The 23,128-nt window shown below is 71.1% G+C and carries 22 protein-coding genes; 14 read left to right on the forward strand and 8 right to left on the reverse strand.

Annotated elements, in window-relative coordinates:
- Window positions 1-67: 67 nt before the first annotated feature.
- The 5 genes from AC1HIL_RS22580 to AC1HIL_RS22600 form a co-directional block, all read right to left on the reverse strand.
- The gene (locus tag AC1HIL_RS22580; protein ID WP_479670040.1) at window positions 68-1,039 is read right to left on the reverse strand and encodes a FecR domain-containing protein; all 972 of its coding nucleotides are present in this window, start codon (window positions 1,037-1,039) and stop codon (window positions 68-70) included.
- Between the two features lie 61 nt (window positions 1,040-1,100).
- Window positions 1,101-1,613: a sigma-70 family RNA polymerase sigma factor gene (locus tag AC1HIL_RS22585; protein ID WP_057596500.1), complete on the reverse strand. Its 513-nt coding sequence runs from the start codon at window positions 1,611-1,613 to the stop codon at window positions 1,101-1,103.
- A gap of 171 nt (window positions 1,614-1,784) precedes the next feature.
- Window positions 1,785-3,305, reverse strand: a complete 1,521-nt coding sequence (locus AC1HIL_RS22590; protein ID WP_057596501.1) for a tripartite tricarboxylate transporter permease — start codon at window positions 3,303-3,305, stop codon at window positions 1,785-1,787.
- 89 nt (window positions 3,306-3,394) lie between these two features.
- A complete protein-coding gene (locus tag AC1HIL_RS22595) occupies window positions 3,395-3,946 on the reverse strand; it encodes a tripartite tricarboxylate transporter TctB family protein (RefSeq protein ID WP_261212756.1) in 552 nt (183 codons plus the stop codon).
- A gap of 94 nt (window positions 3,947-4,040) precedes the next feature.
- Entirely contained in the window at window positions 4,041-5,000 is a 960-nt protein-coding gene (locus AC1HIL_RS22600) for a Bug family tripartite tricarboxylate transporter substrate binding protein (protein ID WP_057596503.1), read from the reverse strand.
- Between the two features lie 198 nt (window positions 5,001-5,198).
- Here AC1HIL_RS22600 and AC1HIL_RS22605 point away from each other — a divergent pair, with 198 nt between their 5' ends.
- The 5 genes from AC1HIL_RS22605 to AC1HIL_RS22625 all read left to right on the forward strand — a co-directional run bounded on the left by AC1HIL_RS22605 (window position 5,199) and on the right by AC1HIL_RS22625 (window position 8,944).
- Complete coding sequence (locus tag AC1HIL_RS22605) at window positions 5,199-5,879, forward strand: response regulator transcription factor (protein ID WP_261212757.1); 681 nt, start codon at window positions 5,199-5,201, stop codon at window positions 5,877-5,879.
- The gene (locus tag AC1HIL_RS22610; protein WP_296739673.1) at window positions 5,876-7,297 is read left to right on the forward strand and encodes a sensor histidine kinase; all 1,422 of its coding nucleotides are present in this window, start codon (window positions 5,876-5,878) and stop codon (window positions 7,295-7,297) included. Before AC1HIL_RS22605 ends, AC1HIL_RS22610 begins: the two co-directional genes overlap by 4 nt.
- Before the next feature lie 3 nt (window positions 7,298-7,300).
- Window positions 7,301-7,729: an RNA-binding S4 domain-containing protein gene (locus AC1HIL_RS22615; RefSeq protein ID WP_057596506.1), complete on the forward strand. Its 429-nt coding sequence runs from the start codon at window positions 7,301-7,303 to the stop codon at window positions 7,727-7,729.
- 62 nt (window positions 7,730-7,791) lie between these two features.
- Window positions 7,792-8,598, forward strand: coding sequence for a PPK2 family polyphosphate kinase (locus AC1HIL_RS22620; protein ID WP_057596507.1), 807 nt, complete (start codon window positions 7,792-7,794; stop codon window positions 8,596-8,598).
- Between the two features lie 151 nt (window positions 8,599-8,749).
- Window positions 8,750-8,944 carry a hypothetical protein gene (locus AC1HIL_RS22625; RefSeq protein ID WP_057598659.1) on the forward strand — a complete coding sequence of 65 codons (195 nt, stop codon included), beginning with the start codon at window positions 8,750-8,752 and terminating at the stop codon, window positions 8,942-8,944.
- Between the two features lie 63 nt (window positions 8,945-9,007).
- On the opposite strand, the gene AC1HIL_RS22630 is transcribed toward AC1HIL_RS22625, so the two are convergent.
- Entirely contained in the window at window positions 9,008-9,676 is a 669-nt protein-coding gene (locus AC1HIL_RS22630; protein ID WP_057596509.1) for a hypothetical protein, read from the reverse strand.
- A gap of 147 nt (window positions 9,677-9,823) precedes the next feature.
- Between AC1HIL_RS22630 and AC1HIL_RS22635 the strand changes: the two genes are divergently transcribed.
- From AC1HIL_RS22635 to AC1HIL_RS22650, 4 genes are all read left to right on the forward strand, one after another.
- A complete protein-coding gene (locus AC1HIL_RS22635) occupies window positions 9,824-11,638 on the forward strand; it encodes an ABC transporter ATP-binding protein (RefSeq protein ID WP_479670041.1) in 1,815 nt (604 codons plus the stop codon).
- A 48-nt stretch (window positions 11,639-11,686) separates the two neighbouring features.
- The gene (locus AC1HIL_RS22640) at window positions 11,687-12,745 is read left to right on the forward strand and encodes a LacI family DNA-binding transcriptional regulator (protein WP_057596511.1); all 1,059 of its coding nucleotides are present in this window, start codon (window positions 11,687-11,689) and stop codon (window positions 12,743-12,745) included.
- 145 nt (window positions 12,746-12,890) lie between these two features.
- Entirely contained in the window at window positions 12,891-13,742 is an 852-nt protein-coding gene (locus AC1HIL_RS22645) for an SDR family NAD(P)-dependent oxidoreductase (RefSeq protein WP_479670042.1), read from the forward strand.
- A 25-nt stretch (window positions 13,743-13,767) separates the two neighbouring features.
- Window positions 13,768-14,331, forward strand: a complete 564-nt coding sequence (locus AC1HIL_RS22650) for a carboxymuconolactone decarboxylase family protein (RefSeq protein WP_479670043.1) — start codon at window positions 13,768-13,770, stop codon at window positions 14,329-14,331.
- A gap of 6 nt (window positions 14,332-14,337) precedes the next feature.
- On the opposite strand, the gene AC1HIL_RS22655 is transcribed toward AC1HIL_RS22650, so the two are convergent.
- Window positions 14,338-15,591 (reverse strand): TetR/AcrR family transcriptional regulator, encoded by a 1,254-nt coding sequence (locus tag AC1HIL_RS22655; RefSeq protein ID WP_057596514.1) that lies wholly within the window; start codon window positions 15,589-15,591, stop codon window positions 14,338-14,340.
- A gap of 258 nt (window positions 15,592-15,849) precedes the next feature.
- Between AC1HIL_RS22655 and AC1HIL_RS22660 the strand changes: the two genes are divergently transcribed.
- The 5 genes from AC1HIL_RS22660 to AC1HIL_RS22680 are packed head-to-tail and all read left to right on the forward strand — an operon-like array spanning window position 15,850 to window position 21,343.
- Window positions 15,850-17,082 carry an acyl-CoA dehydrogenase family protein gene (locus AC1HIL_RS22660; RefSeq protein WP_057596515.1) on the forward strand — a complete coding sequence of 411 codons (1,233 nt, stop codon included), beginning with the start codon at window positions 15,850-15,852 and terminating at the stop codon, window positions 17,080-17,082.
- Window positions 17,083-17,105: 23 nt separating this feature from the next.
- The gene (locus tag AC1HIL_RS22665) at window positions 17,106-17,870 is read left to right on the forward strand and encodes an SDR family NAD(P)-dependent oxidoreductase (RefSeq protein WP_057596516.1); all 765 of its coding nucleotides are present in this window, start codon (window positions 17,106-17,108) and stop codon (window positions 17,868-17,870) included.
- 11 nt (window positions 17,871-17,881) lie between these two features.
- A complete protein-coding gene (locus AC1HIL_RS22670; protein WP_479670044.1) occupies window positions 17,882-19,084 on the forward strand; it encodes an acyl-CoA dehydrogenase family protein in 1,203 nt (400 codons plus the stop codon).
- Window positions 19,085-19,124: 40 nt separating this feature from the next.
- Window positions 19,125-20,252: an acyl-CoA dehydrogenase family protein gene (locus tag AC1HIL_RS22675; RefSeq protein WP_479670045.1), complete on the forward strand. Its 1,128-nt coding sequence runs from the start codon at window positions 19,125-19,127 to the stop codon at window positions 20,250-20,252.
- Between the two features lie 14 nt (window positions 20,253-20,266).
- Window positions 20,267-21,343 (forward strand): phosphotransferase, encoded by a 1,077-nt coding sequence (locus AC1HIL_RS22680; RefSeq protein ID WP_261212774.1) that lies wholly within the window; start codon window positions 20,267-20,269, stop codon window positions 21,341-21,343.
- 25 nt (window positions 21,344-21,368) lie between these two features.
- Here the strand turns inward: AC1HIL_RS22680 and AC1HIL_RS22685 are convergent, their stop codons facing one another.
- Window positions 21,369-23,051 carry a long-chain fatty acid--CoA ligase gene (locus AC1HIL_RS22685; RefSeq protein WP_479670046.1) on the reverse strand — a complete coding sequence of 561 codons (1,683 nt, stop codon included), beginning with the start codon at window positions 23,049-23,051 and terminating at the stop codon, window positions 21,369-21,371.
- Between the last annotated feature and the right edge of the window lie 77 nt (window positions 23,052-23,128).

Below are 23,128 nucleotides of genomic sequence, written 5' to 3' on the forward strand. Positions count from 1 at the left end.
GTCGGACGAGAAACGCGATCCCCTCAGTTTTTTCGCGCCGTCCTCGAAATTTTTCTGAAAGGCCCGTTCAGGCCGGCGGGCCGACCGAGACCCAGTAGCGCGTGCGCAGCCGCACCGAGATCGGCTGCGTCTGCGCGAGGAACTGCAGCGCGCGATCGCTGTCGCGCACATGGAACACGCCCGAGACGCGCAGCTCGGCCACGGCCGGATCGCACAGCACCACGCCATGGCGGTAGCGGCCGAGCTCGGCCAGCAGATCGGCCATGCGGATGTTCCGGCCGGCGATCACGCCGTCGACCCAGCCGTCCTCGTCGAAGCCGCGGCTGGCGGCCGGCGAGCTGCCCGATTCGGCGAGCCAGCGGCTCTGGCCCGCCTGCACCACGGCCTCGGCCGGACCGTCGCCCGGGTGCAGCGCCACCGCGCCCTGCTGCACGCTGACGCGCGCGCGCCGTTCGTCGATGCGCACCACGAAGCGCGTGCCCAGCGCCTGCATGCGGCCGAACGGCGTGTAGACCCAGAATAGGCGCTTCGCGGCGGCGCCGGCATCGTCGCCGGTGTTGACCATGATCTCGCCGCGCCGCAGCACCACGAGGCGGCGCTCGCCGTTCAGGTCGGTGCTGACCGCGCTGTCGGTGTTGAGCACCAGCGTCGTGCCGTCGGCCAGCCGCAGGGTGCGCTGCTCGCCGGTGCCGGTGCTGGCATCGGCCAGCAGGCGCTGCCAGGGCGCGTGCTCGCGCAGCAGCCAGCCCGCGCCCAGCGCCACGCCGGCCAGCGACAGCAGCTTGAGCGCGGCACGGCGGCCGCGCTGCTGCCGGTGCAGCTGCGCGGCCTGCAGGGTGTCGCGCGCGGGGCCGGCCGGCATGCCGGCAAAGCCGCACCGCAGGTCGCCGACGCGCTGCCAGGCCTGCGCATGGCGCGGATCGGCCGCCAGCCATTGCGCGTGCGCGCGCCGCATCTTCGGGGTGGGTTCGCCATGGGCCAGCCGCACCGACCACAGGATGGCGGCGTCGATCACGCTGTCGGGCAAAACAGTGCTCATCGAAATACCTTCGTGCTTCGCACTGCGGTGCGAGCTTGCTTGGGGCGGCCCGGCGCGGCGCTCATGCCTCGAAGCGGAACGCGTAGCAGGCGCGCAGCGCCTTCGCCACGTAGCGCTCGGCCGTGGCCAGCGACACGCCCAGCCGCTCGCCGATCTCGCGGCAGCTCAGGCCGTCGAACTGGGCCAGCAGGAAGGCCGTGCGCACGGCGGGCTTGAGCGTGTCGAGCATGCGGTCGATCTCGACCAGCGCCTCGAGGATCAGCAGGCGCTGCTCGGGCGAGGGCGCGGTGGCCTCGGGCATTTGCGCCAGCGTTTCGAGCCAGGCCTGCTCGAGCTCGCGGCGGCGCCAGTGGTCGATCACCAGGCCGCGCGCCACCGACGACAGGTAGGCGCGCGGCTCCTTCATCGCGACCGGTTCCCTGCGCGCCAGCAGGCGGATGAAGACGTCGTGCGCGAGGTCCGCCGCATCGAAGGCATTGCCCAGGCGGCGGCGCAGCCAGCCCTGCAGCCAGCCGTGATGGTCGCTGTACAAGCTTCGGACTTCCTGCTGCAAGGCGGATTCGGCCGCGGCCATGGCACTCCTCCAACGAGTGCCGGGCACCCATCAACGAATAAGAATGGTTCTCATTTTATGGAATTTGACCGACCTCTGAAACCGTTCGTGTTCGTGCACAGGGCGGCAACCCAAAGAAAAAAGCGCCGCGGGCATCACTGCCCGCGGCGCTTTGTCGAAGAAAGACCGGCCTCAGCCCGAGGCCGCCAGCCGCGCCAGCTTCTTCTCGCTCATGCGCTTGGCCACGCGCGGCAGCACCAACACGGCGAGGATCACGACGATGATCACGATCGATTCGGGCCGCTGGAAGAACACCACCGGGCTGCCCTGCCCCATCGCGATGGCGTTGCGCAGGTTGGCCTCGGCGAGCGGGCCCAGGATCATGCCGACCACCACCGGTGCGGTCGGGAAGTCGAAGCGCCGCATCACCACGCCCAGCAGGCCGATGGCATAGAGCAGGAACAGGTCGAAGGTGTTCTGGCGCATGCCGTAGGCACCGACGGTCGCGAAGATCAGGATGCCGGCATAGAGCTGCGGCTTCGGGATCTTCAGCAGCTTGACCCACAGGCCCACCATCGGCAGGTTCAGCACCAGCAGCATGAGGTTGCCGATGTAGAGCGAGGCGATCAGCGCCCAGACCAGCGCGGCCGAAGTGGTGAACAGCTGCGGGCCCGGCTGGATGCCGTAGTTCTGGAACGCACCCAGCATGATGGCCGTGGTGTTCGAGGTCGGGATGCCGAGCGTGAGCAGCGGGATCAGCGCCGCGGTCACGGTGGCGTTGTTCGCGGCCTCGGGACCGGCCACGCCCTCGATCGCGCCGACGGTGCCGAACTCCTTCTTCGCTTCCTCGTCCTTCGCGAGCTTCTTCTCGGCGGCGTAGCTCAGGAAGGTCGGGATCTCGGTGCCGCCGGCCGGGATGCAGCCGAAGGGCGTGCCGATGGCCGCGCCGCGCAGCCAGGCCGGGATCGAGCGCTTCCAGTCGCGCCCGGTCATGTGCACCCGGGTCAGCTTGTTCTGCCCCTCGACCACGCGGCCTTCGTAGAGCACCGCGTAGAGCACCTCGGCCACCGCGAACAGGCCCACGGCCACCAGCACGATCTCGATGCCGTCGAGCAGCTCGGGCATGTCGCCGGTGTAGCGGCCCTGGCCCGAGATCTGGTCGAGGCCGACGCAGCCGATCGCCAGGCCCGCGAACAGCGCCGTCATGCCGCGCAGCGTGCTCTTGCCGAGCACCGCGCTCACGGTGGTGAAGGCCAGCAGCATCAGGAGGAAGTACTCGGGCGCCGCGAGCCGCACCGCGTAGTCGGCCACGAAGGGCGCGAACAGCGTGACGACCACGGTGGCGATGGTGCCGGCGACGAAGGAGCCGATGGCCGCGGTGGCGAGCGCCGCGCCCGCGCGGCCGCTCTTGGCCATCTTGTTGCCCTCCATCGCCGTCACCATGCTGGCGGTTTCGCCGGGCGTGTTGAGCAGGATCGAGGTGGTCGAGCCGCCGTACATGGCGCCGTAGTAGATGCCCGAGAAGAAGATCATCGAGGCCGTGATGTCGACCTTGCCGGTGATCGGCAGCAGCATCGCCACCGCCACCGCGGGGCCGATGCCGGGCAGCACGCCGACGGCCGTGCCCAGGGCGCAACCAATGAGGCACCACAGCAGGTTGATCGGGGTGATCGCGGCCGCGAAGCCGGCCAGGAGTGCGTTGAAGATGTCCATGTCAGGCCTCCCGCTGGGCCGCCCCGAGGGAGGCCTGCGCCCCCCCGGGGGGCAGCGAATACACGAAGTGATGAGCGTGGGGGTTCATGTTAGATCCACCCTGTGGCAGTGAGGCCCGGCAGGCTAATGGCCAGGAACTTGGTGAACATCCAGAACACCGGCGCCGAAATCGCGGCGCCGGTCAGGAAGTCGACCACCCAGGTGCGCGCCGAACCGGCGGCCGGCTGGCCGCTCGCGCGGCGCAGGCCCTGCACCGCGAGCAGGTAGCACAGCGCGCAGCTCAGGATGAAGCCGATGGTGGTGATCAGCGCCGCGTTGAGCAGCAGCCCGGCCGAGACCCACACGAAGCCGGGCCAGTAGGCGCGGTCGCCGCCCGAGGGCGCCTCGAGTTCGCGAAAGCCGCCGCTGCGCGCCTCCCAGGTGATCCAGGCGCCGCAGACCATCAGCACGATGGACACCAGCCAGGGCAGGAAGTTGGGCCCGACACCGCCATAGCCGGCTTCGGAGGAGATGCCGATCGCGCCGAAGGCCAGCGCCGCGCCGGTCAGCAGCACGCCGATGCCGACGGCGGTTTGAGGCCAGGGCGCGGCGGGGGGGGCGCCCGCTTCGGGCGGCGCCATCGAGGGATGTGGTGTTGTCATTTCTGCTCCCGGATTCGAGCGAGACGGGCTGGATTTGAAAACGGCACGCTGTCGTGAGTGACAGCGCGCCGTGTGGGCTGGGCAGAGCGGGCGCTCAGACCATGCCGGACTTGGCCATGATGGCGCGCAGGCTCGCGAAGTCGTCGTCGACGAACTTGGTGAAGGCGTCGCCCGAGATCACGGCCGGCGTCCAGTCGTTCTTCTTGAGCGACTCGGCCCACGAGGCGCTCTTGAGCGCGGCCAGCACCATGTCGGTCAGGGCCTTGCGCTGCTCGGCGCTGATGCCGGGCGCGCCGTACACGCCGCGCCAGTTGCCGATCTCGACGTCGATGCCCTGCTCCTTGAGCGTGGGCACGTTGATGCCGGGCAGGCGTTGAGCCGAGGTGACGGCGATGGGCTTCATCTTGCCGGCCGCGATGTATTCGGCGAACTCGCTGTAGCCGCTGCCGCCGATGGTGACGTTGCCGCCGAGGATGGCCGCGGTGGCCTCGCCGCCGCCGCGGAAGGCCACGTAGTTGATCTTCGAGGGATCGGCGCCGACCTTCTGCGCGATCATGGCCGCGGCGATGTGCTCGGTGGAGCCGCGCGAACCGCCGCCCCACTTGACGCTGCCCGGGTCCTTCTTGAGCTGCTCGACCACGTCCTTCATGGTCTTGAACGGCGAATTCGAGGGCAGCACGAAGACGTTGTATTCGGTGGTCATGCGCGCGATCGGCGTGGCCTGCTCGAGCTTGACCGGCGGCTTGCCGGTGATGATGCCGCCCAGCATGACCGAGCCCATGACCATCAGCGCGTTCGGGTCGCCCTTGGAGCCGTTGACGAACTGGGCCAGGCCCAGCGCGCCGGCGGCGCCGCCCTTGTTGTCGTAGGCCACCGTGTCGGCCACCTTGGCATCGGTCAGTGCCTTGCCGAGCGCGCGACCCGTGGTGTCCCATCCGCCGCCGGGGTTGGCGGGAATCATCATCTTGACGTTGGCGGCGGCGCGCGCCGACAGCGGCAGCGCGCCAGCGGCGGCCAGCGCGGCCAGGGACTTCAAAAAGGTATCGCGACGCATCGTTGGTGTCTCCTGAGGGGAAAGAACGGAACCTGACTAGGACCTGAGCCGCTATCATGCGCCGCCCCGCTGTCAGTTGGCTGTCCGGCGGACTGGGGAAAACACCGAAGCCCGCTCCCCGCCCCGAGCCCTCTTCCAGGCCCACTTCCGAGTCCCTTTCCAAGCCTTGCGCGCGCGCCCCGCCGGCCGCCCCGATCCATGAAGTTGCTGCTGGTCGAAGACGATCCCTCGATGCAGGTCACGCTGCAGCGCAGCCTCGCGCGTAGCAAGATCGACGTGCGCGTGTGCGGCGACGGCGCGCTCGCGCTCGCGCACTGGCGCGCGGTCGAGCCCGACGTGGTGGCGCTCGACCTGAGCCTGCCGAACCTCGACGGCCTGCAGGTGCTGGCGCAGGCGCGCGCCGAGGGCCTGCGCACGCCCGTGCTGCTGCTGACCGCGCGCGGCACCGTGGGCGACCGCATCGTCGGCCTGAACGCCGGCGCCGACGACTACCTGCCCAAGCCCTTCGATCTCGACGAGCTCGAGGCCCGCATCCGCGCGCTGCGCCGGCGCAACCAGAACGCCGGGCCCGACCCGGTGCTCAACCCGCAGGAGGTCGGCGGCCTGCGCTTCGAGCCCGACAGCGGCGCCATCTACCACCGCGCCGAGGTGCTCGAACTCACGCCGCGCGAACTCGCGCTGCTCAAGGCGCTGATGATGAAGCCCGGCCATGCCGTCACCAAGGAACGGCTGTTCGAGCTCGTGTTCCCCGGCGAGACCGACGTGCAGTACGAGGCGGTCGAGGTGGTGGTGTACCGGCTGCGCAAGAAGCTCGTGGGCACCGGCGCCGCGCTGATGACGCTGCGCGGGCTCGGCTACCTGCTTCGCGCGGAGTCATGACGACCAACCTGTCGCTGCGCGCGAGGCTGCTGTTCGGCATCCTCGCGCCGGTCGCGCTGCTGATCGTGATCAACAGCGTGAGCCTCTACCGCCAGAGCCTGGCCGCCGCCACCACCGCCTACGACCGCACGCTGCTGGCCTCGGCCAAGACCATCGGCGAGCAGCTCGACGTGGCGGGCTACGACGAGCAGGCCGAGCTGCGCGCGATCGTGCCCTACTCGGCGCTCGAGGCCTTCGAGGCCGACAACCGCAGCCGGCTCTTCTACCGCGTCTCCACGCTGCACGGCGAGATGATCTCGGGCTTCGGCGAGCTGCCGTTCTGGCACGGCCGCATTCCCGATCGCACGCCCTACGCCGCGCTGGTCGACTTCTACGACGCGCGCTTTCGCGACCAGCCGGTCCGCGTGGCGGTGCTCTTGCAGCCGGTGGCCAGCGCGCGCGGCCGCGGCATGGCCGTGGTGCAGGTGGCCGAGACCCTGGAGCTGCGCGAGACCCTGGTGCGCAAGCTGCTGCTCGACACGCTGTGGCGCCAACTGCTGCTGATGGGCGTGATCGCGGCCGTCACCGTGTTCGTGGTGCAGCGCGCGACCCGGCCGGTGCGCCAGCTCGGCGAGGCGATCGAGCGGCGCGCCGCCGACGACCTGTCGCCGATCGACGCGCCCGATGCGCCGCGCGAGCTGCGTCCGCTGATCGATGCCACCACCGAGGTCATGGGGCGGCTGCAGCGGCTGCTCGACCACCAGAAGCGCTTCGTGCGCGACAGCGCGCACCAGCTGCGCACCCCGCTGGCGGTGCTCAAGGCGCAGGTGCAGTCGGCCCGGCGCGGCGACCTGGCGCCCGAGCAGGCGCTGGTCGAGATCGCCCAGACCGTGGACCGCGCCACCGCGCTGGCCAACCAGATGCTGTCGCTGGCCAAGGTCGAGCAGTTGCGCCAGCAGCCCGAGTCGGTGCGGCTCGACCTGGCCGAGGTGGCGCGCCAGATCGTGCTCGACCTGTCGCCGCTGATCGCCGACAAGGCGCTCGACTTCGAGCTCGATGCCGACCAGCCGGTGCCGGTGCGCGCCCACCGCTGGATGCTGCAGGAGCTCACGCGCAACCTGCTGCACAACGCGATCAAGCAAACACCGGCCGGGGGCGCGCTCTCGGTGGCGGTGCGCGCCGAGGCCGGCGAGGCGATGCTGCGGGTGCGCGACAGCGGCCCGGGCATCTCCGCCGAGTTGCGGCGGCGGCTGTTCGCGCCCTTCTCGGCCGGCGACAGCGCCAGCGGCTCGGGCCTGGGCCTCGCGATCTGCCGCGAGATCGTGCTCGCGCTCGACGGCCGGATCGCGCTCGACAACCGCACGGGCCCCGACACGCGGGACAATATCGCCGGGCTCGACGCCGTCGTGCACCTGCCCCTGGACCGGCACACCTCCTGATTTATGGATCGTCTTCGCATCGACAAATGGCTTTGGGCCGCCCGCTTCTTCAAGACCCGCTCGCTGGCGGCCGAGGAGATCGGCAAGAACCGCATCCTGGTGAACGGCGACGTCGCCAAGGCCTCGCGCGAGGTCAAGGTTGGCGACGCGGTCGCGATGCGGCTCGGCCCGCTGACGCGCACCGTCACCGTGCGCGGCCTCAGCGGCCAGCGCGGCCCGGCGCCGGTGGCCCAGCAGCTCTACGAGGAAACGCCCGAGAGCCTGGCGGCGCAGGCCGCCTTCCGCGAGCAGCGCCGCATGGGCAGCGAGCCCGCGCTCGCCATCGAGCAGGGCCGCCCGACCAAGCGCGACCGGCGCGTGCTCGACGACGCGGCGCGCCATGCCGAGTGGGACAGCCGCTGGAGCGCCTCGATCGATCCCGACGAGCGCTGACAGCCACGGCGCGCGCATCGCGTACCCTGTGGCCTTCGTTCATTCAACGGAGACCGCAGGCCATGGCCAGCTTCAAGAAGTACCGCGTCGGCAGCAAGTTCCAGCTTTCCCGCATCGATCCCGGCGACACGCCCTTCCTCAAGGGCAACGAGGCCGCGCAGCGCGACCGCCTCGACGCCCTGGCGATCGAGCTCGACGAGCTGCAGAACCTGCTGCATGCCGAAGGCCGCCGCAAGCTGCTGGTGGTGCTGCAGGGCATGGACACCAGCGGCAAGGACGGCACCGTGCGCTGGGTGTTCTCGCGCACCTCGCCGCTGGGCGTGCGCGTGAGCGCCTTCAAGGCGCCCAACGACGAGGAGCGCGCGCACGACTACCTGTGGCGCTGCCATGCCGTGGTGCCGCGCACCGGCGAGGTCATGGTGTGGAACCGCAGCCACTACGAGGACGTGCTGGTGCCGGTGGTCGAAGGCTGGATCGACAAGGCCGAAACGAAGCGCCGCTATGCGCAGATCGAGGACTTCGAACGCCTGCTCGTGGAGACCGGCACCACCATCGTGAAGTGCATGCTGCACATCGACAAGGAGGAGCAGCGCCAGCGGCTGCAGGCGCGCATCGACACGCCCGGCAAGGAATGGAAGTTCAGCATGGCCGACCTCGAGGTGCGCACCAAGTGGGATGCCTACCAGCGCGCCTACGACAAGGCGCTGGCCGCGACCTCGAGCGCGCATGCGCCCTGGCACGTGATCCCGGCCAACAGCAAGCGGCACCGCAACCTCATGATCGCCGAGCTGCTGGTGAAGACCCTGCACGAGATGGACCTGAAGCCGCCGCCGGCCGACCCCGCGCTGCGCGGGCTGGTCGTGAACTGAGCTGCACGCGCTCAAGGGCCGAGCGCCCGCGCGCGGACTGCGCGAGCGCCTACGCGGCGCCGTCACCGAAGCGAACTAAGGTTCCACCGTGCGGATCGAAGCCCCTGCGACGGTGCTTCGCCGCGCATCCACTCCCATGAAGGACTCCAACATGAAAAAGACCCTCTTCATCCTCGCGGCCGCTCTCGGCCTGCTCGCGTCCTCCGGCGCCGCCCTGGCGCAGCCGCATCCCGGCCCGGGCTACGACCGGCCGCACATGGCGCCGGTCCACCGCAAGCACAAGGTCTGGGTGCCCGCGCATCGCGAGCATGGCCGCTACGTGCGCGGTCACTACGTCTGGCGTTGAGCCTGACCCAAAGAAAAAGCGGCGCTCGAGGCGCCGCTTTTTCTTGGCCGGCGGGAAGCCGCCTCAGGAGCGCCGGACCGGCGCCTGCGCCAGCACGCGGCACTGGCCGAACTCGCAGCGCACGGCCCAGGTGCCGCCGTTCTCGCAGGGCACGGTATAGGCCTCGTAGCCCGGGCCCTTGGCCGTGAGTTCGGCGCGCGGCTGCAGGTTGCAGCGGCCGTTCTTCGCGATCCGCTCGACGTTGTAGGTGTCGACGCCGGTGCGCCGCGGCGCGAACGACTCGACCGGCGAGTAGCCGTAGGCATAGAAGCTGTCGCGCACGTTCGGGTCGAGGTTGCGGTAGCCGCGCTTGGCCATGCAGTGCACGACGGCGATCTGCTGGTGCTCGGCGATCACCGACTCGGGCGGGCGCGAGTTCATGTCGACGATGACGGCGGCGAGGCCGGTCCAGGCCGCGGCGCCCGCGATGCCCTGGCCGTGCACCGTGATCAGGCCCAGGCCGAAGGCGGCCCACATCCAGTCGTTGTCCTCGTTGCGCGCGGTGATGCGCGTGGCGGCCGTGCGGCATTCGGCCACGTCGGCGTCGTAGCGGACACGGTCCACGCCTTGCATCGCGACCTTCGGCACGTAGGACAGGCCGCGGCCGGTTCCGGGCTCGGTCGGCGTCGGCGGCGTGCTCACGCAGCCGGCCAGGGCCACGACCGCGCACGCAAGGCTCAACAGCAGCTTCATGGGATCCCCTCGTCCTCTACTTCGCGTAAGTTGCGGCGGATTTAACCATACATAAAGTTACTTTTGCATCGCCTCGTTGCGGATCAGCGACGCGTGCGTGCCGCGCTCCTACGCCGGACGGCGGCCCGCCTTGGGCACACTGCCCCCATGCAATCCACGAGCACCCGGCCCGGCAGCGCCATCCGCGAACTCTATGCAGCCCTGTGGCATTTCGCCGCCGGCGCGCGCGCCCAGCTGCTGGGCGCCACCGCGCTGCTGGCCAGCTCGCAGCTGATCCGCCTCACCCTGCCCTATCTCGCGGGCCAGGCCATCAATGCGCTGCAGCGCGGCGACTTCGGTGGCGCCGGCCGCTGGATCGCCACGCTGGCCGGCGTCTACGTGGGCGCCTGGGCGCTGCACGGGCCGGGCCGCATCCTCGAACGCAACGTGGGCGTGAAGGTGCGCGAGACCCTGGCCGACCAGCTCTATGCGCGCATCGCCGCCGCGCCGCTGGCCTGGCACGACGGCCATCACTCGGGCGAGCTGCAGCACCGGGTGCACCAGGCCAGCCGCGCGCTGTCGGACTTCGCGCAGAACCAGTTCATCTGGCTCACCAACGTCGTCAACTTCGTCGGGCCGCTGGTGGCGCTGGCGCTGCTGTCGCGCATCAGCGGCGCCACCGCGCTCGCGGGCTACGTGCTGATCGCGGTCGTGATCCTGCGCATCGACCGCGCGCTGATGCGGCTGGCGCGCACCGAGAACGACGCCGACCGCCGTTACGTGGCGGCGCTGCTCGACTTCCTCGGCAATGCCTCGACCGTGATCGGCCTGCGGCTGCGGGGCGCCTCGCGGCTGCTGTTGCGCCGGCGCATGCGCGCGGTGTCCGAGCCGCTGAAGCGCACCGTGGTGCTCAACGAGGGCAAGTGGTTCGCGGTCGACCTGATGGGCCTGGCGCTGACCTGGGGGCTGGTGGTGATCTACGTCTGGCAGTCGCGCGCGCCGGGCCAGGCGGTGATGCTGGGCGGCGTGTTCATGATCTACCAGTACGCGCAGCAGGCCGCGGGCGTGGTCACCTCGGTGGCGGCCAACTTCAGCTTCTTCGCGCGCATGCACACCGACTACGGCAGCGCGGCGCCGATCTGGGAGGCGCCGAAGGGCGACTCGCTGGCCACGCCGCCCGAGCAGGTGCCCGCGGCCGAACGCATCGATGCCGAGGCCGTCTGGCAGACGCTGGCCATCGATGCGCTGGACTGGAACTACGCGCCGCGCGGCAACGCGCCCGCCCCGACCGTCCCCGGCGAGGAACGCCCGCGCGGCGGCCTGCACGCGGTGTCGCTCGCCTTGCGGCGCGGCGAACGCGTGGCGCTGGTCGGCCCGAGCGGCGGCGGCAAGAGCACCTTGCTGCGCGTGCTCGCGGGCCTCTATGCGCCGCAGGGCGGCACGCTCGCGCTCGACGGCCAGCCCGCCGACTGGACGCAGCTGCGCCGCCTCGCCACGCTGATCCCGCAGGAGACCGAGCTGTTCGAGGCCAGCGTGCGCGAGAACCTCGCCTTCGGCCTGCCCTTCGACGACGACGCGCTGCGCGCCGCGCTGCATGCGAGCACTTTCGACGAGGTGCTGGCCGCCACCCACGGCGACCTCGACACGGCGGTGTCGGAGCGTGGCTTCAACCTCTCGGGCGGCCAGCGCCAGCGGCTGTGCCTGGCGCGCGGCGTGCTCGCGGCCCAGGGCAGCTCGCTGCTGCTGCTCGACGAACCCACCAGCGCGCTCGACGCCGCCACCGAGGCACGCGTGCTCGAGCGCATCGCGCAGGCCTTCCCGCGCGCCTGCGTGGTGGCCTCGGTGCACCGGCTGAGCCTGCTCGAGCGCTTCGACGCGGTGGTGCTGATGGAGGCCGGCCGCGTGGTCGACGCCGGTCCGCGCGACGCGGTGTTCGCGCGCCAGCCCTTCCTGCAGCGCATGGTGGCGCCCGCGGCGCGCTGAGCCGGCCCCTAGAATCTCGCGCTTTCGGGCACGAGCACCGCACTGCGCATGAACCCCAAGGCCGGCAAGGCAAGCATCAAGGACGTGGCCACCCTCGCGGGCGTGTCGCTGGGCAGCGTCTCGCGCGTGATCAACAAGGTCGAGAACGTGAGCCCCGCGCTGCGCGAGCGCGTGGAGCGCGCGATGCGCGAGCTCGACTGGCGGCTCAACCATGCGGCGCAGACGCTGCGCTCGCGCAGCTCGCACACGGTGGGCTGCATGTTCACCGACGTCGCCAACCCGCTCTACGCCAAGCTCTACCGCACCTTCGAGGCCAAGCTGCGCAAGGCCGGCTACATGGTGCTGCTGGCCAACAGCCTCAACGATCCGCAATGGGAGCTCGAGATCCTCTCGATGTTCCAGAGCCGCCGCATGGACGGCGTGATCATCGCGCCGGGCAACGAGCGCGACCCGGCGGTGCTCGAGGCGGTCGAGAAGCTCGGCATCCCGGCCGTGATCCTCGACCGCGACATGGACGTGGCGCAGGACCAGCTGCTGTTCGACCATCCGCGCGGCATGAAGGAGGCCGTGATGCACCTCGCGGGCCTGGGCCATCGCGAGATGGGCCTGGTGGTGGCCGACATGCAGAACCGGCCGATGCGCCGCCGCATCGAGGGCTTCACGGCCGGCCTCGAGGCCAGCGGCCTGGCCGCGCAACCGGGGCACATCGTGCGGCTGCCGACCTCCACCAGCCCCGCCTTCGACGCGGTCACGCAGCTGCTCGAAGGCACGCCGCGCCCGACCGCGCTCGTCACCCTCGGCACCAGCGTGCTGGCCGACGTGCTCAACGCCATCGCCGCGCAGGGCCTGCGCATTCCGCAGGACATCTCGCTGGTCACCATGGGCGACCCCGACTTCGCGCGCAGCCACCGCCCGCCGATCAGCAGCGTGACGGTGAACCTCGACCGCGCGGCCGAGGACGGCGTGAAGATGCTGCTCGAGCGCATGCGCGAGGCGCCCGACGCGCCGCCGCGCCGCGTGCTCGCGCCCACGCAGTTCGTGCTGCGCGGCTCGTGCGGGCCGGTGCCGGCGCCGACGGCCCCGAAGCCGCGCAAGCGCGCGGCCTGACCCGCCCTCCACGCTGTTCGACGCATCGCTCCTACACCTTTCAATGAAACGATTCACCCTGGGAGAAACACCGTTCTTCGACACGGGCCTCGCGACTTAAGCTGCCGACCACGCCCTCCATCGTCCCCGGCCTCGTGCCCGCAACGTGAACACCTCCACCGCCCCCACACCCCATGCCGAGGCCGCCAGCAGCAGCCTCGAAGGCCGCGTCGCGATCGTCACCGGCGCCGGCTCGCGCAGCGCCGAGATCGGCAACGGCCGCGCCGCCGCGATCCTGCTCGCGCGCCGCGGCGCGCGCGTGCTGCTGCTCGATGCGCAGCCCGAGTGCGCGCGCGAGACCGAACGCATGATCGCGGCCGAGGGCGGCAGCACGCTCGCCCTGGGCTGCGACGTCTCGGACGCCGCGCAATGCCGCCAGGCCGTGGCCCATGCGGTCGAGGCCTGGGGCCGGGTCGACATCCTGGTCAACAACGTCGGCATCGGCGGGCCGGCCGGCAACGCGGTCGACCTCGACCTCGAGGCCTGGGACCATGCGCTGCGCGTCAACGTCACCTCGATGATGCTGATGGCGAAGTACGCGATCCCCGAGATGCGCAAGCTGAACCGCGGCGCCATCGTCAACATCGCCTCGGTCGCGGGCCTGATCGGCGGCACGCCGGCCCTGCTCTATCCGACCTCGAAGGGCGCGGTGGTCAACATGACCCGCGCCATGGCCGCGCACCACGGCGTCGAGGGCATCCGCGTCAACTGCGTGGCGCCCGGCATGGTCTACACGCCGATGGTCGCGGGCCGCATGACGCCCGAGGTGCGCGAGCAGCGCCGCAAGCGCTCGCTGCTGCAGACCGAGGGCTCGGGCTGGGACGTGGGCCAGGCCGTGGCCTACCTCGCGAGCGACGAGGCACGCTGGGTCACGGGCGTGATCCTGCCGGTCGACGCCGGCACCACGGCCGGCAACGCGCCCTCGCCCGGCCTGCGGCCCGACACCCGCGCCGCCTGACATCCACCGACCGAGGACCCCGCCCATGCCCCGCGTTCCCCTGCTGCCCGAGCATCCCGAAGACCCCGGCGCCGCCGCGCTGTTCGAGCGCGTGCGCGCGGCGCGCGGGCCGGACTTCCACCTGCCCCATCTCTACCGCGTGCTGGGCACCGCGCCCGAGCTGTTCCGCGGCTGGCTCGACTTCGCATGGCCGCTGCGCCTGAACGCGAAGACGCCGCGGCCGCTGCGCGAGCTGATGATCCTGCGCGGCGCGCAGCTCTCGGGCACCGCCTACGAATGGGCCCATCACCTGCCGATGGCCACCGAAGCCGGCGTGAGCGAGGCGCGGATCGACGCGCTCGCGCACTGGCGCGACAGCGATCTCTTCGATGCCGACGAACGCGCGGTGCTGCAGCTGGCCGAGGAGGTCACGCGCGGCCCCTCGGCCTCGGCGGACACCGTGGCGCAGCTCAAGACCCTCGGCTTCGACGACGCGGCCGTGGTCGAACTGGTGCTGACCGCGAGCTTCTATGTCTGCGTGAGCCGCTTCCTGCAGTCGATGGACGTGGAACTCGAGCCCGGCTACGAGGCGCACCGCGCGCGCATGTGAGCGCCGTCAGGCGGTGGCGGAGGCCTCGCTGAGCAGCCCCATGAAGATCGGCCGCACGTAGAGCTCGACCACCGAGGCCTCGCTCGCGTCGGGCACCCAGCGGTGCAGCTCGGCCGCGCCGTTGATCAGACCCACCACCAGCTGCGCCGCGATCGCGGCGTCGAGCGGCCGCACCGATCCGTCGACCAGGCCGTCGACCAGCATCGCCGCCATGCGCTCGATGCGCTGCTGCAGCGTCTTGTGCACGCGCGCGCGGTCGGCCGCCTCGGGCAGCGCGCTGGTCGACGACAGGCGCAGCAGCGGCCCCTCGGCCGAGAGCTGGAAGCGCACCAGCATGCGCGCCGCCAGGCCCGCGCGCTGCCAGCCGCTGTCGCCGGACGCCTCCGCGAGATCGAAGGCCCGGCGGATGACCTGGAAGGTGCGCTCGAAGCAGGCCGAGATCAGGTCCAGCTTGTTGTCGTTGTGGTGATAGAACGAACCCTTGGTGACGTTGAGCCGCGCCGAGATCTTGTCGACCGAGGCGCCGCGGTAGCCCTGCTCGTTGAGCAGCGCGGTGGCCGCGCGCAGGAAGGCATCCATCGCGGCGTTGTCGGTCGGCGCGTGCAGCACGGTCTCCTCGGACAGCGCCGCCGCCTCCTCCCATCGCGCCGCCGGTGCACCCAGCCCGTGCAGCGCGATGTCGGCCACGCGCTCCACCATGCGCGGGTACTGCGCCTCCTCGTAGCGGCCGAACCAGGCCGGCAGCCAGTGCACCAGCGACAGCAGCAGGTGGGTGCGCGCATTGCGCATCTCGCGCGGCCAGTGCGCCGTGGTGTCGTCCTTGAACAGGCCGCGCACGCGGCGGAACATGCCGGTGTAGGCGGTGTGCACGGTCTCGAGCTGCGGGCTCGGCAGCGCGCGCACGTCGCTGAAGGCCACCACCGGCGGATGCTCGCCGAGCGCCACCGCCGCCAGCAGCGCGGCATGGCCCGCCAGGAAGGCACGCACCCGCGCCGCCACCGTGGCCTCGCGCGCCGCGGCCTCGGCGATGGCGTCGAACAGCGCGATGGCGCGCAGGAAGCAGGCCGCGGCCAGGTCTTCCTTCTTGCGGTAGTAGTAGGTGACGCTGTTGGTCACCAGGCCCACGCTGGCCGCGATGCCGGCCAGGGTCGCGCCCTTGACGCCCTGCGCATTGAACTGCGCCGCGGCCGCGTTGAGGATGGCATCGCGCTTTTCCTGGAAACGCGCGGTCTGCGGCTCGCGGGCGGTGACGGCGGTCATGGGGGCAGGCTTCTTCGGCGGCGGGTGGGGCGGTGGGCCGCGATTATGCCGGGCTCCGCCCGGGCACGCCCCAGTCTCGCGAGGACGGGCGCGCATGAATCGAATAATAAGTATGCGGAATTCAAACAGAACCAGCCATACGAGTCACCTATGTTCCACAATTTTAGAATTACCGGTTTGTATGGAAGCGACTCCCCTGCTATCGTCGCCGGGCCCGGCATCCGCCGGATCCGACGAACGAAAAAAGAGGAGACCGTCGTGGACTTCACCCTGTCCGACAAGCAAGTGCACTGGCGCGATCGCGTGATCGCGTTCATGAAGGCGCACGTCTATCCCGCCGTGCCCACCTACATGGCGCAGATGCAGGGCTTCGGCGAGAACCGCTGGCAGGTCGTGCCGATCGTGGAGGAGCTCAAGGCCAAGGCGCGCGAGGCCGGACTGTGGAACCTGTTCCTGCCGCTCGATTCGGTGCCGCAGGACAGCCCCTACAAGGGCGCCGGCCTCACCAATCTCGAGTACGCCGTCTGCGCCGAGGAGATGGGCAAGGTCGGCTTCGCCTCCGAGGTCTTCAACTGCTCGGCGCCCGACACCGGCAACATGGAGGTGCTGATCCGCTACGGCACGGAGGAACACAAGAAGCGCTGGCTGCAGCCGCTGCTCGAGGGCCGGATCCGCTCGGCCTTCCTGATGACCGAGCCCGACGTGGCCTCCTCCGACGCCACCAACATCGAGACCTCGATCCGCCGCGACGGCGACCACTACGTGATCAACGGCCGCAAGTGGTGGTCCTCGGGCGTGGGCGATCCGCGCTGCGAGATCGCCATCGTGATGGGCAAGACCGACCCCGAGGCGCCGCGCCATTCGCAGCAGTCGCAGATCCTGGTGCCGCTGGACACGCCCGGCATCGAGATCGTGCGCATGCTGCCGGTGTTCGGCTTCGACGACGCGCCGCACGGCCATGCCGAGGTGGTGTTCCGCGACGTGCGCGTGCCGGCGGCGAACCTGCTGCTCGGCGAGGGCCGCGGCTTCGAGATCGCGCAGGGCCGGCTCGGCCCGGGGCGCATCCACCACTGCATGCGCTCGATCGGCGGCGCCGAGGTGGCGCTCGAGAAGATGGTGCGCCGGCTGCAGTCGCGCACCGCCTTCGGCAAGCGCATCGCCGACCAGTCGGTGTGGGAGCAGCGCGTGGCCGAGGCCCGCATCGACATCGAGATGACGCGCCTCTTGTGCCTCAAGGCGGCCGACCTGATGGACCGCGTGGGCAACAAGGTGGCGCGGCTGGAGATCGCGATGATCAAGGTGGCGGCGCCGCGCACCGCGCTGCGCATCATCGACATGGCGATCCAGGCCCATGGCGCGGCCGGCGTCACCACCGACTTCGGCCTGGCCAAGCAGTACGCCAGCATGCGCACCATGCGGCTGGCCGACGGACCCGACGAGGTGCACAACCGCTCCATCGCCCGCATGGAGTACGGGCGCTACGCGAACTGACCATTTCGAGGAGACACGAAACCATGTCCTTGTTCTCGCTGGCCGGCAAGGTGGCCATCGTCACGGGTTCCTCGCGCGGCATCGGCCGCGCCATCGCCGAGCGCCTGGCCGAGCACGGCGCGAAGGTCGTGATCTCGTCGCGCAAGCCCGAGCCCTGCGCCGAGGTGCGCGACGCCATCAACGCCGCGCACGGCGCGGGCGCGGCGATCTCGATCCCGGCCAACATCTCGTCGAAGGAGGAGTTGCGCCACCTGGTCGAGGAGACCACGCGCCAGCTCGGGCGCGTCGACATCGTGGTGTGCAACGCCGCCTCGAACCCCTACTACGGCCCGCTGGCCGGCATCGAGGACGACCAGTTCCGCAAGATCCTCGAGAACAACGTGATCGCCAACCACTGGCTGATCAACTTCGCGGCGCCGCAGATGATCGAGCGCAGGGAAGGCTCGATCATCATCGTCTCGTCGATCGGCGGCCTGCGCGGCTCGCCCGTGATCGGCGCCTACAACGTCTCGAAGGCGGCCGACTTCCAGCTCGCGCGCAACCTCGCGGTGGAGTACGGGCCGCACAACGTGCGCGTGAACTGCATCGCGCCGGGCCTGATCAGGACCGACTTCGCGCGCGCTCTCTGGGAAGATCCCGAGAACCTGCGCCGCCGCACCGAGAGCACGCCGCTGCGGCGCATCGGCGACCCCGACGAGATCGCGGGCGCGGCCGTGTTCCTGGCCTCGCGGGCCGGCGCCTTCATGACCGGGCAGAGCCTGGTCATCGACGGCGGCGTGACCTGCTGAGGAAGCGGGCCATGTCCTCGCTCGACGACTTCCGCGCCGAAACCCGCGCCTGGCTCGAAGCCCATTGCCCGCCCGAGATGCGCACGCCCGCGCGCGGCGAGGACGAGGTCTGCTGGGGCGGACGCCATTTCCGCTTCCGGTCCGAGGCGCAGCGCCTGTGGCTCGCGCGCATGGCCGAGCGCGGCTGGACCGTGCCGGCCTGGCCGCGCGACTACGGCGGCGGCGGCCTCGATGCCGCGCAGGCACGCGTGCTGGCCGAGGAGATGCGTTCGCTCGGCTGCCGCGTGCCGCTGCAGAGCTTCGGCATCTGGATGCTCGGCCCGGCGCTGCTGAAGTTCGGCACCGAAGCGCAGAAGCGCGAGCACCTGCCGCGCATCGCGCGCGGCGAGATCCGCTGGTGCCAGGGCTACTCCGAACCCAATGCCGGCTCCGACCTGGCCTCGCTGCAGACGCGCGCCGAGGACCGCGGCGACCACTTCGTCGTCAACGGCCAGAAGATCTGGACCAGCTATGCCGACCAGGCCGACTGGATCTTCTGCCTGGTGCGCACCGACCCCGGCGCGAAGAAGCACACCGGCATCAGCTTCGTGCTGTTCGACATGGCGACGCCGGGCGTGAGCACGCGGCCGATCCGGCTGATCTCGGGCAAGTCGCCGTTCTGCGAGACCTTCTTCGACGACGTGCGGGTCGAGAAGCACAACGTGGTCGGCGAGCTCAACGCCGGCTGGACCGTGGCCAAGTACCTGCTGACGCACGAGCGCGAAATGATCGGCGCCATCGGCGACCGCGCGGCGCCGCGGCCGATGGGCGAGCTGGCGGCGCAGTGGCTCGGGCTCGACGAAGGTGGCCGCCTCGCCGACCCGCTGCTGCGCGCGCGCATCGCGGCCTTCGAGGTCGACGAGGCCGCGTTCCGGCTCGCGATGGCGCGCACCGGCGACCTGGCTCGCAACGCCGAAGGCGGCGGCGAGCACGGCGTGCATCCGGCCTTCTCGTCGGTGCTGAAGTTCTACGGCGCCGAGCTCAACAAGCGGCGCTTCGAACTGCTGATGGCCGCCGGCGGCAGCGATGCGCTCGAGTGGGACAGCGAACGCTCGCAGCATGGCGCGCACGCGCGGGCCTGGTTGCGCACCAAGGGCAACTCGATCGAGGGCGGCACCAGCGAGGTGCAGCTCAACGTGATCGCCAAGCGCCTGCTCGCGCTGCCCGACGCCTGACCCCTCTCTTCCTTCACCGACACCGCGAGGAACCCCGGCGATGCCGCTCGTCCTGACCGAAGAACAGACCCTGCTGCGCGACAGCGCGCGCGGCTTCATCGCCGAGAACGGCCCCGTCGCGCAGTTGCGCCGGCTGCGCGACGCGAACGACCACGACGGCTTCTGCCGCGAGCTCTGGGCGCGCTTCGCCGGCATGGGCTACACGGGCGTGCTGGTGCCCGAGGCGCACGGCGGCCTGGGCCTCGGCGCGGTCGAGGCCGGCGTGGTGATGGAGGAGATCGGCCGCCAGCTCACGGCCTCGCCCTTCCTCGCCTCGGGCGTGGTCGCGGCCACCGCACTGATGCGCGCGGGCAGCCCGGCGCAGCAGGCCGAATGGCTCGCGGCCATCGCTTCGGGCGAACGCATCGTGGCGCCGGCCTTCGACGAGCGCAGCAAGCACGACCCCGCGTGCATCGAACTGCGCGCGCAGCCCGCGGCCGAGGGCTGGCGGCTCGACGGCGCCAAGTGCTTCGTGGTCGACGGCCATGCGGCCGATGCCTTCGTGGTGTCAGCGCGCGCGCCGCAAGCGCCGGGCCCCAGCCTGTTCCTGGTACCGGCCGATGCCGCCGGCCTCGCGGTCGAGCGCGTGGCGATGGTCGATGCGCGGCCGACGGCGCGGCTGGTCCTCGACGGCGTCGCGCTGCCGGCGGCCGCGCTGCTGGGCGAGGCGCATGGCGCGGCGGCCGCGATCGAGGCCGCACTCGACGCGGGCCGCGTCGCGGCCGCGGCCGAGCTGCTCGGGCTGGCCGAGGCCGCCTTCGAGCGCACGCTGGCCTACCTCAAGGAACGCCGGCAGTTCGGCCGCGCCATCGGCGAATTCCAGGCGCTGCAGCACCGTGCCGCCCTGCTGTGCACCGAACTCGCGATCACGCGCGCCGCGCTGGTCCATGCCCAGCAGACGCTGGCCGCCGGTGGGGCCGAGGCCGCGGCCGCCGCCTCCATCGCCAAGTCGCGCGCGGGCAGCACCGCCACGCTCGCGGTGCAGGAGGCCGTGCAGATGCATGGCGGCATGGGCATGACCGACGAGTTCGACGCCGGCCTCTACATGAAGCGCGCGCGCGTGCTGCAGGAGCTGTGGGGCGACGCGGACTTCCACGCCGACCGCCTGGCGCGGCTGCGCGGCTACTGAGCGGGAGCGCGACGATGAGCGCATCGCAGGACACCGACAGCTTCACCGGCACGCGCGAGGTCGCGCCGCAGCATGCCTTCGACGTGGCCGCGCTCGCGGCCTTCATGCGTGCGCACGTGGAAGGCTTCGAGGGCGAGCTGGCGGTCGAGCAGTTCAAGGGCGGCCAGTCGAACCCGACCTTCCGCCTGAGCGCGGGCGGACGCCGCTACGTGATGCGGCGCAAGCCGCCGGGCGTGCTCCTGCCCTCGGCCCACGCGGTGGACCGCGAGTACCGCGCGATCCGCGCGCTGGCCGCCACGCCGGTGCCGGTGGCGCGGCCTCTCGCGCTGTGCCAGGACCCGTCGGTGATCGGCACCGACTTCTACCTGATGGACTGCGTCGAGGGCCGCATCCTCTGGGACCCGGCGCTGCCCGGCATGGACCCGGCCGCGCGCGCGGCGCACTACGACGAGCTCAACCGCGTGATCGCCGAGCTGCACCGCGTCGACCCGCTGGCCGTGGGCCTGGCCGACCATGGCAAGCCCGGCCACTACATCGAGCGGCAGGTGGCGCGCTGGACGCGCCAGTACCGCGCCGCCGAGACCGAGACCATCGAGGCGGCCGACCGGCTGATCGAGTGGCTGCCGCGGCACATTCCCGCGGGCGACGAAACGCGCATCGTCCATGGCGACTACCGCATCGACAACGTGATCTTCCATCCGGACGAACCGCGCATCCTCGCGGTGCTCGACTGGGAGCTGTCGACGCTGGGCCATCCGCTGGCGGACTTCGCCTACCACTGCATGAGCTGGCGCATGGGCGGCCACTCGCGCGGCCTCGCGGGCGCGGACCTGGCCGCGCTGGGCATTCCCTCCGAGGCCGAGCACCTGCGGCGCTACCTCGAGCGCAGCGGCCGCGCGCCCGACGCGGTGAGCGCGCGCGACTGGAACTACTACCTCGTGTTCAACATGTTCCGGCTGGTGGGGATCCTGCAGGGGATCATGGCGCGGGCGCTCGCGGGCAATGCCTCGAATGCGAAGGCGCTCGAGGCCGGCCGGCGCGCGCGGCCGCTGGCCGAGCAGGCCTGGGCGATGGCGCGGGCGCTGGACTGAGCCCGGCGCCGCGCCGGCGGCCGCGTCAGGCCGCCGCGGCGCGCGCGTTCTCGCGCTCCTGCAGCTCGCGCCACTGCACCTTGCCCGTGCCCGACTTCGGCAGGCTGGCCACGAACTCCACGATGCGCGGAATCTTGTAGGCCGCCATGTTGGCGTGCGACCAGTCGACGATCTCCTGCGCGCCGATCTTGTCCACGAAGGCCGGGCGCAGCACCAGCAGCGCCTTCACGGTCTCGCCGCGCCGCGCGTCGCTGACCGCGATCACGCAGGCCTCCTGCACCGCCGGATGCTGGTGCAGCAGCGCCTCGACCTCGGCCGGCCAGACCTTGAAGCCGGCCGCGTTGATCATGCGCTTGAGCCGGTCGGTGAAGAAGAAGTAGCCCTCCTCGTCGGTGCGGCCCAGGTCGCCGGTGCGCAGGAAGGGCTGGCCGTCGATCTCGACGAAGGCCTGGCGCGTGGCCTCGGGGTTGTTCCAGTAGCCGCGCATCAGCTGCGGCCCGTGCACCACGATCTCGCCGACCTCGCCCGGCGGCAGCTCGGCCAGCGTCTGCGGATCGACCACGCGCGCGTCGACGTCGAAGATCGGGATGCCCAGGCACTGCGCCTTCGGCGCCTGCGGCGGGTTCATGTGCGTGGCGGCCATGGTCTCCGACATGCCGTAGCCCTCGCCATAGCTCAGGCCCAGCCGCTCGCTCATCTGCTCGGCCACCGCGCGCGGCATCGCCGCGCCGCCGCCGCCGATGCGCCGCAGGCTGCCGAGCTTGTAGTCGTCGAGCCGCGGGTTGGCCATGAAGTCGATCACCATCGCGGTGATCAGCGCCATGCTCGTGACGCCGTAGCGCTGCACGCACCGGGCGGCCGCGTCGCGGTCCCAGCGCGGCAGCAGCACCGTGGTGGCGCCGTTGTAGATGGTGCCGTTGAGCCCGCTCTGCATGCCCGTGACATGGAACATCGGCAACACCGACAGCGTCACCGAGCCCTGGTTGCCCGAATACCAGAGCCCGCCCGAGACGGTGTTGACCATGGTGCTGCGGTGCGTGTGCATGCAGCCCTTGGGCAGGCCGGTGGTGCCCGAGGTGTAGGGCATCACGCAGAGGTCGTCGGGGCCGCCGGCCAGCGGCGCGGGTTCGCGCGCGGCCGCGAGCACGTCCGACCAGGCGACGGCGCCCGCGGCGATGTCGGCCTCGGACAGCGCACGCCGCGGCTCGGCCACGAAATCGGGCACCGGCAGGCTGGTGGGCTCATGCAGGTAGTCGCTGTAGCTGGCCACCACCAGGTGCGCCAGCTCGTGGCCCAGCAGCGGCTGGATGCGCGCCAGCAATTCCTGCGACGCGAACGCGACCTTCGCGCCGCTGTCGCTCGCGCAGTGCCGCAGCTCCTGCGCGAGGTTCATCGGGTTCACCGGCACCACCACCGCGTCGGCGCGCAGGATGGCGTAGTAGGCCAGCATGAACTGCGGGCTGTTCTGCATGTAGAGCAGCACCCGGTCGCCGCGCGCCACGCCGCCGACCTGCTGCAGCCAGGCCGCGATGCGCTCGGTCTCGCGCTGGAAGCGCGCATAGCTCACGGCGTTGTCGTAGAAGACCACGCAGGCCTTGTCCGGGTAGCGCAGCGCCGAGATCTCGAGGTTGCGGTAGAGATGCGTCGCGGGCATCGGGATCGACGGCGCCACGTGCGATGGCAGGTGGGCAAGGTGCCGGTTGGACATCGTCCTCTTTCGTTGGTGGATGGGCGGGTCTGCGCAGCCGTCCTGCTTTCGCTCGGGAACATACTGCAACTTCTAAT

It is taken from the genome of Variovorax sp. ISS6 (assembly GCF_056523145.1).

Bases quoted from the DNA above. Each gene is read 5' to 3' on its own strand.
- AC1HIL_RS22580 (WP_479670040.1), bottom strand. From the start codon at position 1,039: ATGAGCACTGTTTTGCCCGACAGCGTGATCGACGCCGCCATCCTGTGG.
- AC1HIL_RS22585 (WP_057596500.1), bottom strand. From the start codon at position 1,613: ATGGCCGCGGCCGAATCCGCCTTGCAGCAGGAAGTCCGAAGCTTGTAC.
- AC1HIL_RS22590 (WP_057596501.1), bottom strand. From the start codon at position 3,305: ATGGACATCTTCAACGCACTCCTGGCCGGCTTCGCGGCCGCGATCACC.
- AC1HIL_RS22595 (WP_261212756.1), bottom strand. From the start codon at position 3,946: ATGACAACACCACATCCCTCGATGGCGCCGCCCGAAGCGGGCGCCCCC.
- AC1HIL_RS22600 (WP_057596503.1), bottom strand. From the start codon at position 5,000: ATGCGTCGCGATACCTTTTTGAAGTCCCTGGCCGCGCTGGCCGCCGCT.
- AC1HIL_RS22605 (WP_261212757.1), top strand. From the start codon at position 5,199: ATGAAGTTGCTGCTGGTCGAAGACGATCCCTCGATGCAGGTCACGCTG.
- AC1HIL_RS22610 (WP_296739673.1), top strand. From the start codon at position 5,876: ATGACGACCAACCTGTCGCTGCGCGCGAGGCTGCTGTTCGGCATCCTC.
- AC1HIL_RS22615 (WP_057596506.1), top strand. From the start codon at position 7,301: ATGGATCGTCTTCGCATCGACAAATGGCTTTGGGCCGCCCGCTTCTTC.
- AC1HIL_RS22620 (WP_057596507.1), top strand. From the start codon at position 7,792: ATGGCCAGCTTCAAGAAGTACCGCGTCGGCAGCAAGTTCCAGCTTTCC.
- AC1HIL_RS22625 (WP_057598659.1), top strand. From the start codon at position 8,750: ATGAAAAAGACCCTCTTCATCCTCGCGGCCGCTCTCGGCCTGCTCGCG.
- AC1HIL_RS22630 (WP_057596509.1), bottom strand. From the start codon at position 9,676: ATGAAGCTGCTGTTGAGCCTTGCGTGCGCGGTCGTGGCCCTGGCCGGC.
- AC1HIL_RS22635 (WP_479670041.1), top strand. From the start codon at position 9,824: ATGCAATCCACGAGCACCCGGCCCGGCAGCGCCATCCGCGAACTCTAT.
- AC1HIL_RS22640 (WP_057596511.1), top strand. From the start codon at position 11,687: ATGAACCCCAAGGCCGGCAAGGCAAGCATCAAGGACGTGGCCACCCTC.
- AC1HIL_RS22650 (WP_479670043.1), top strand. From the start codon at position 13,768: ATGCCCCGCGTTCCCCTGCTGCCCGAGCATCCCGAAGACCCCGGCGCC.
- AC1HIL_RS22655 (WP_057596514.1), bottom strand. From the start codon at position 15,591: ATGACCGCCGTCACCGCCCGCGAGCCGCAGACCGCGCGTTTCCAGGAA.
- AC1HIL_RS22665 (WP_057596516.1), top strand. From the start codon at position 17,106: ATGTCCTTGTTCTCGCTGGCCGGCAAGGTGGCCATCGTCACGGGTTCC.
- AC1HIL_RS22670 (WP_479670044.1), top strand. From the start codon at position 17,882: ATGTCCTCGCTCGACGACTTCCGCGCCGAAACCCGCGCCTGGCTCGAA.
- AC1HIL_RS22675 (WP_479670045.1), top strand. From the start codon at position 19,125: ATGCCGCTCGTCCTGACCGAAGAACAGACCCTGCTGCGCGACAGCGCG.
- AC1HIL_RS22680 (WP_261212774.1), top strand. From the start codon at position 20,267: ATGAGCGCATCGCAGGACACCGACAGCTTCACCGGCACGCGCGAGGTC.
- AC1HIL_RS22685 (WP_479670046.1), bottom strand. From the start codon at position 23,051: ATGTCCAACCGGCACCTTGCCCACCTGCCATCGCACGTGGCGCCGTCG.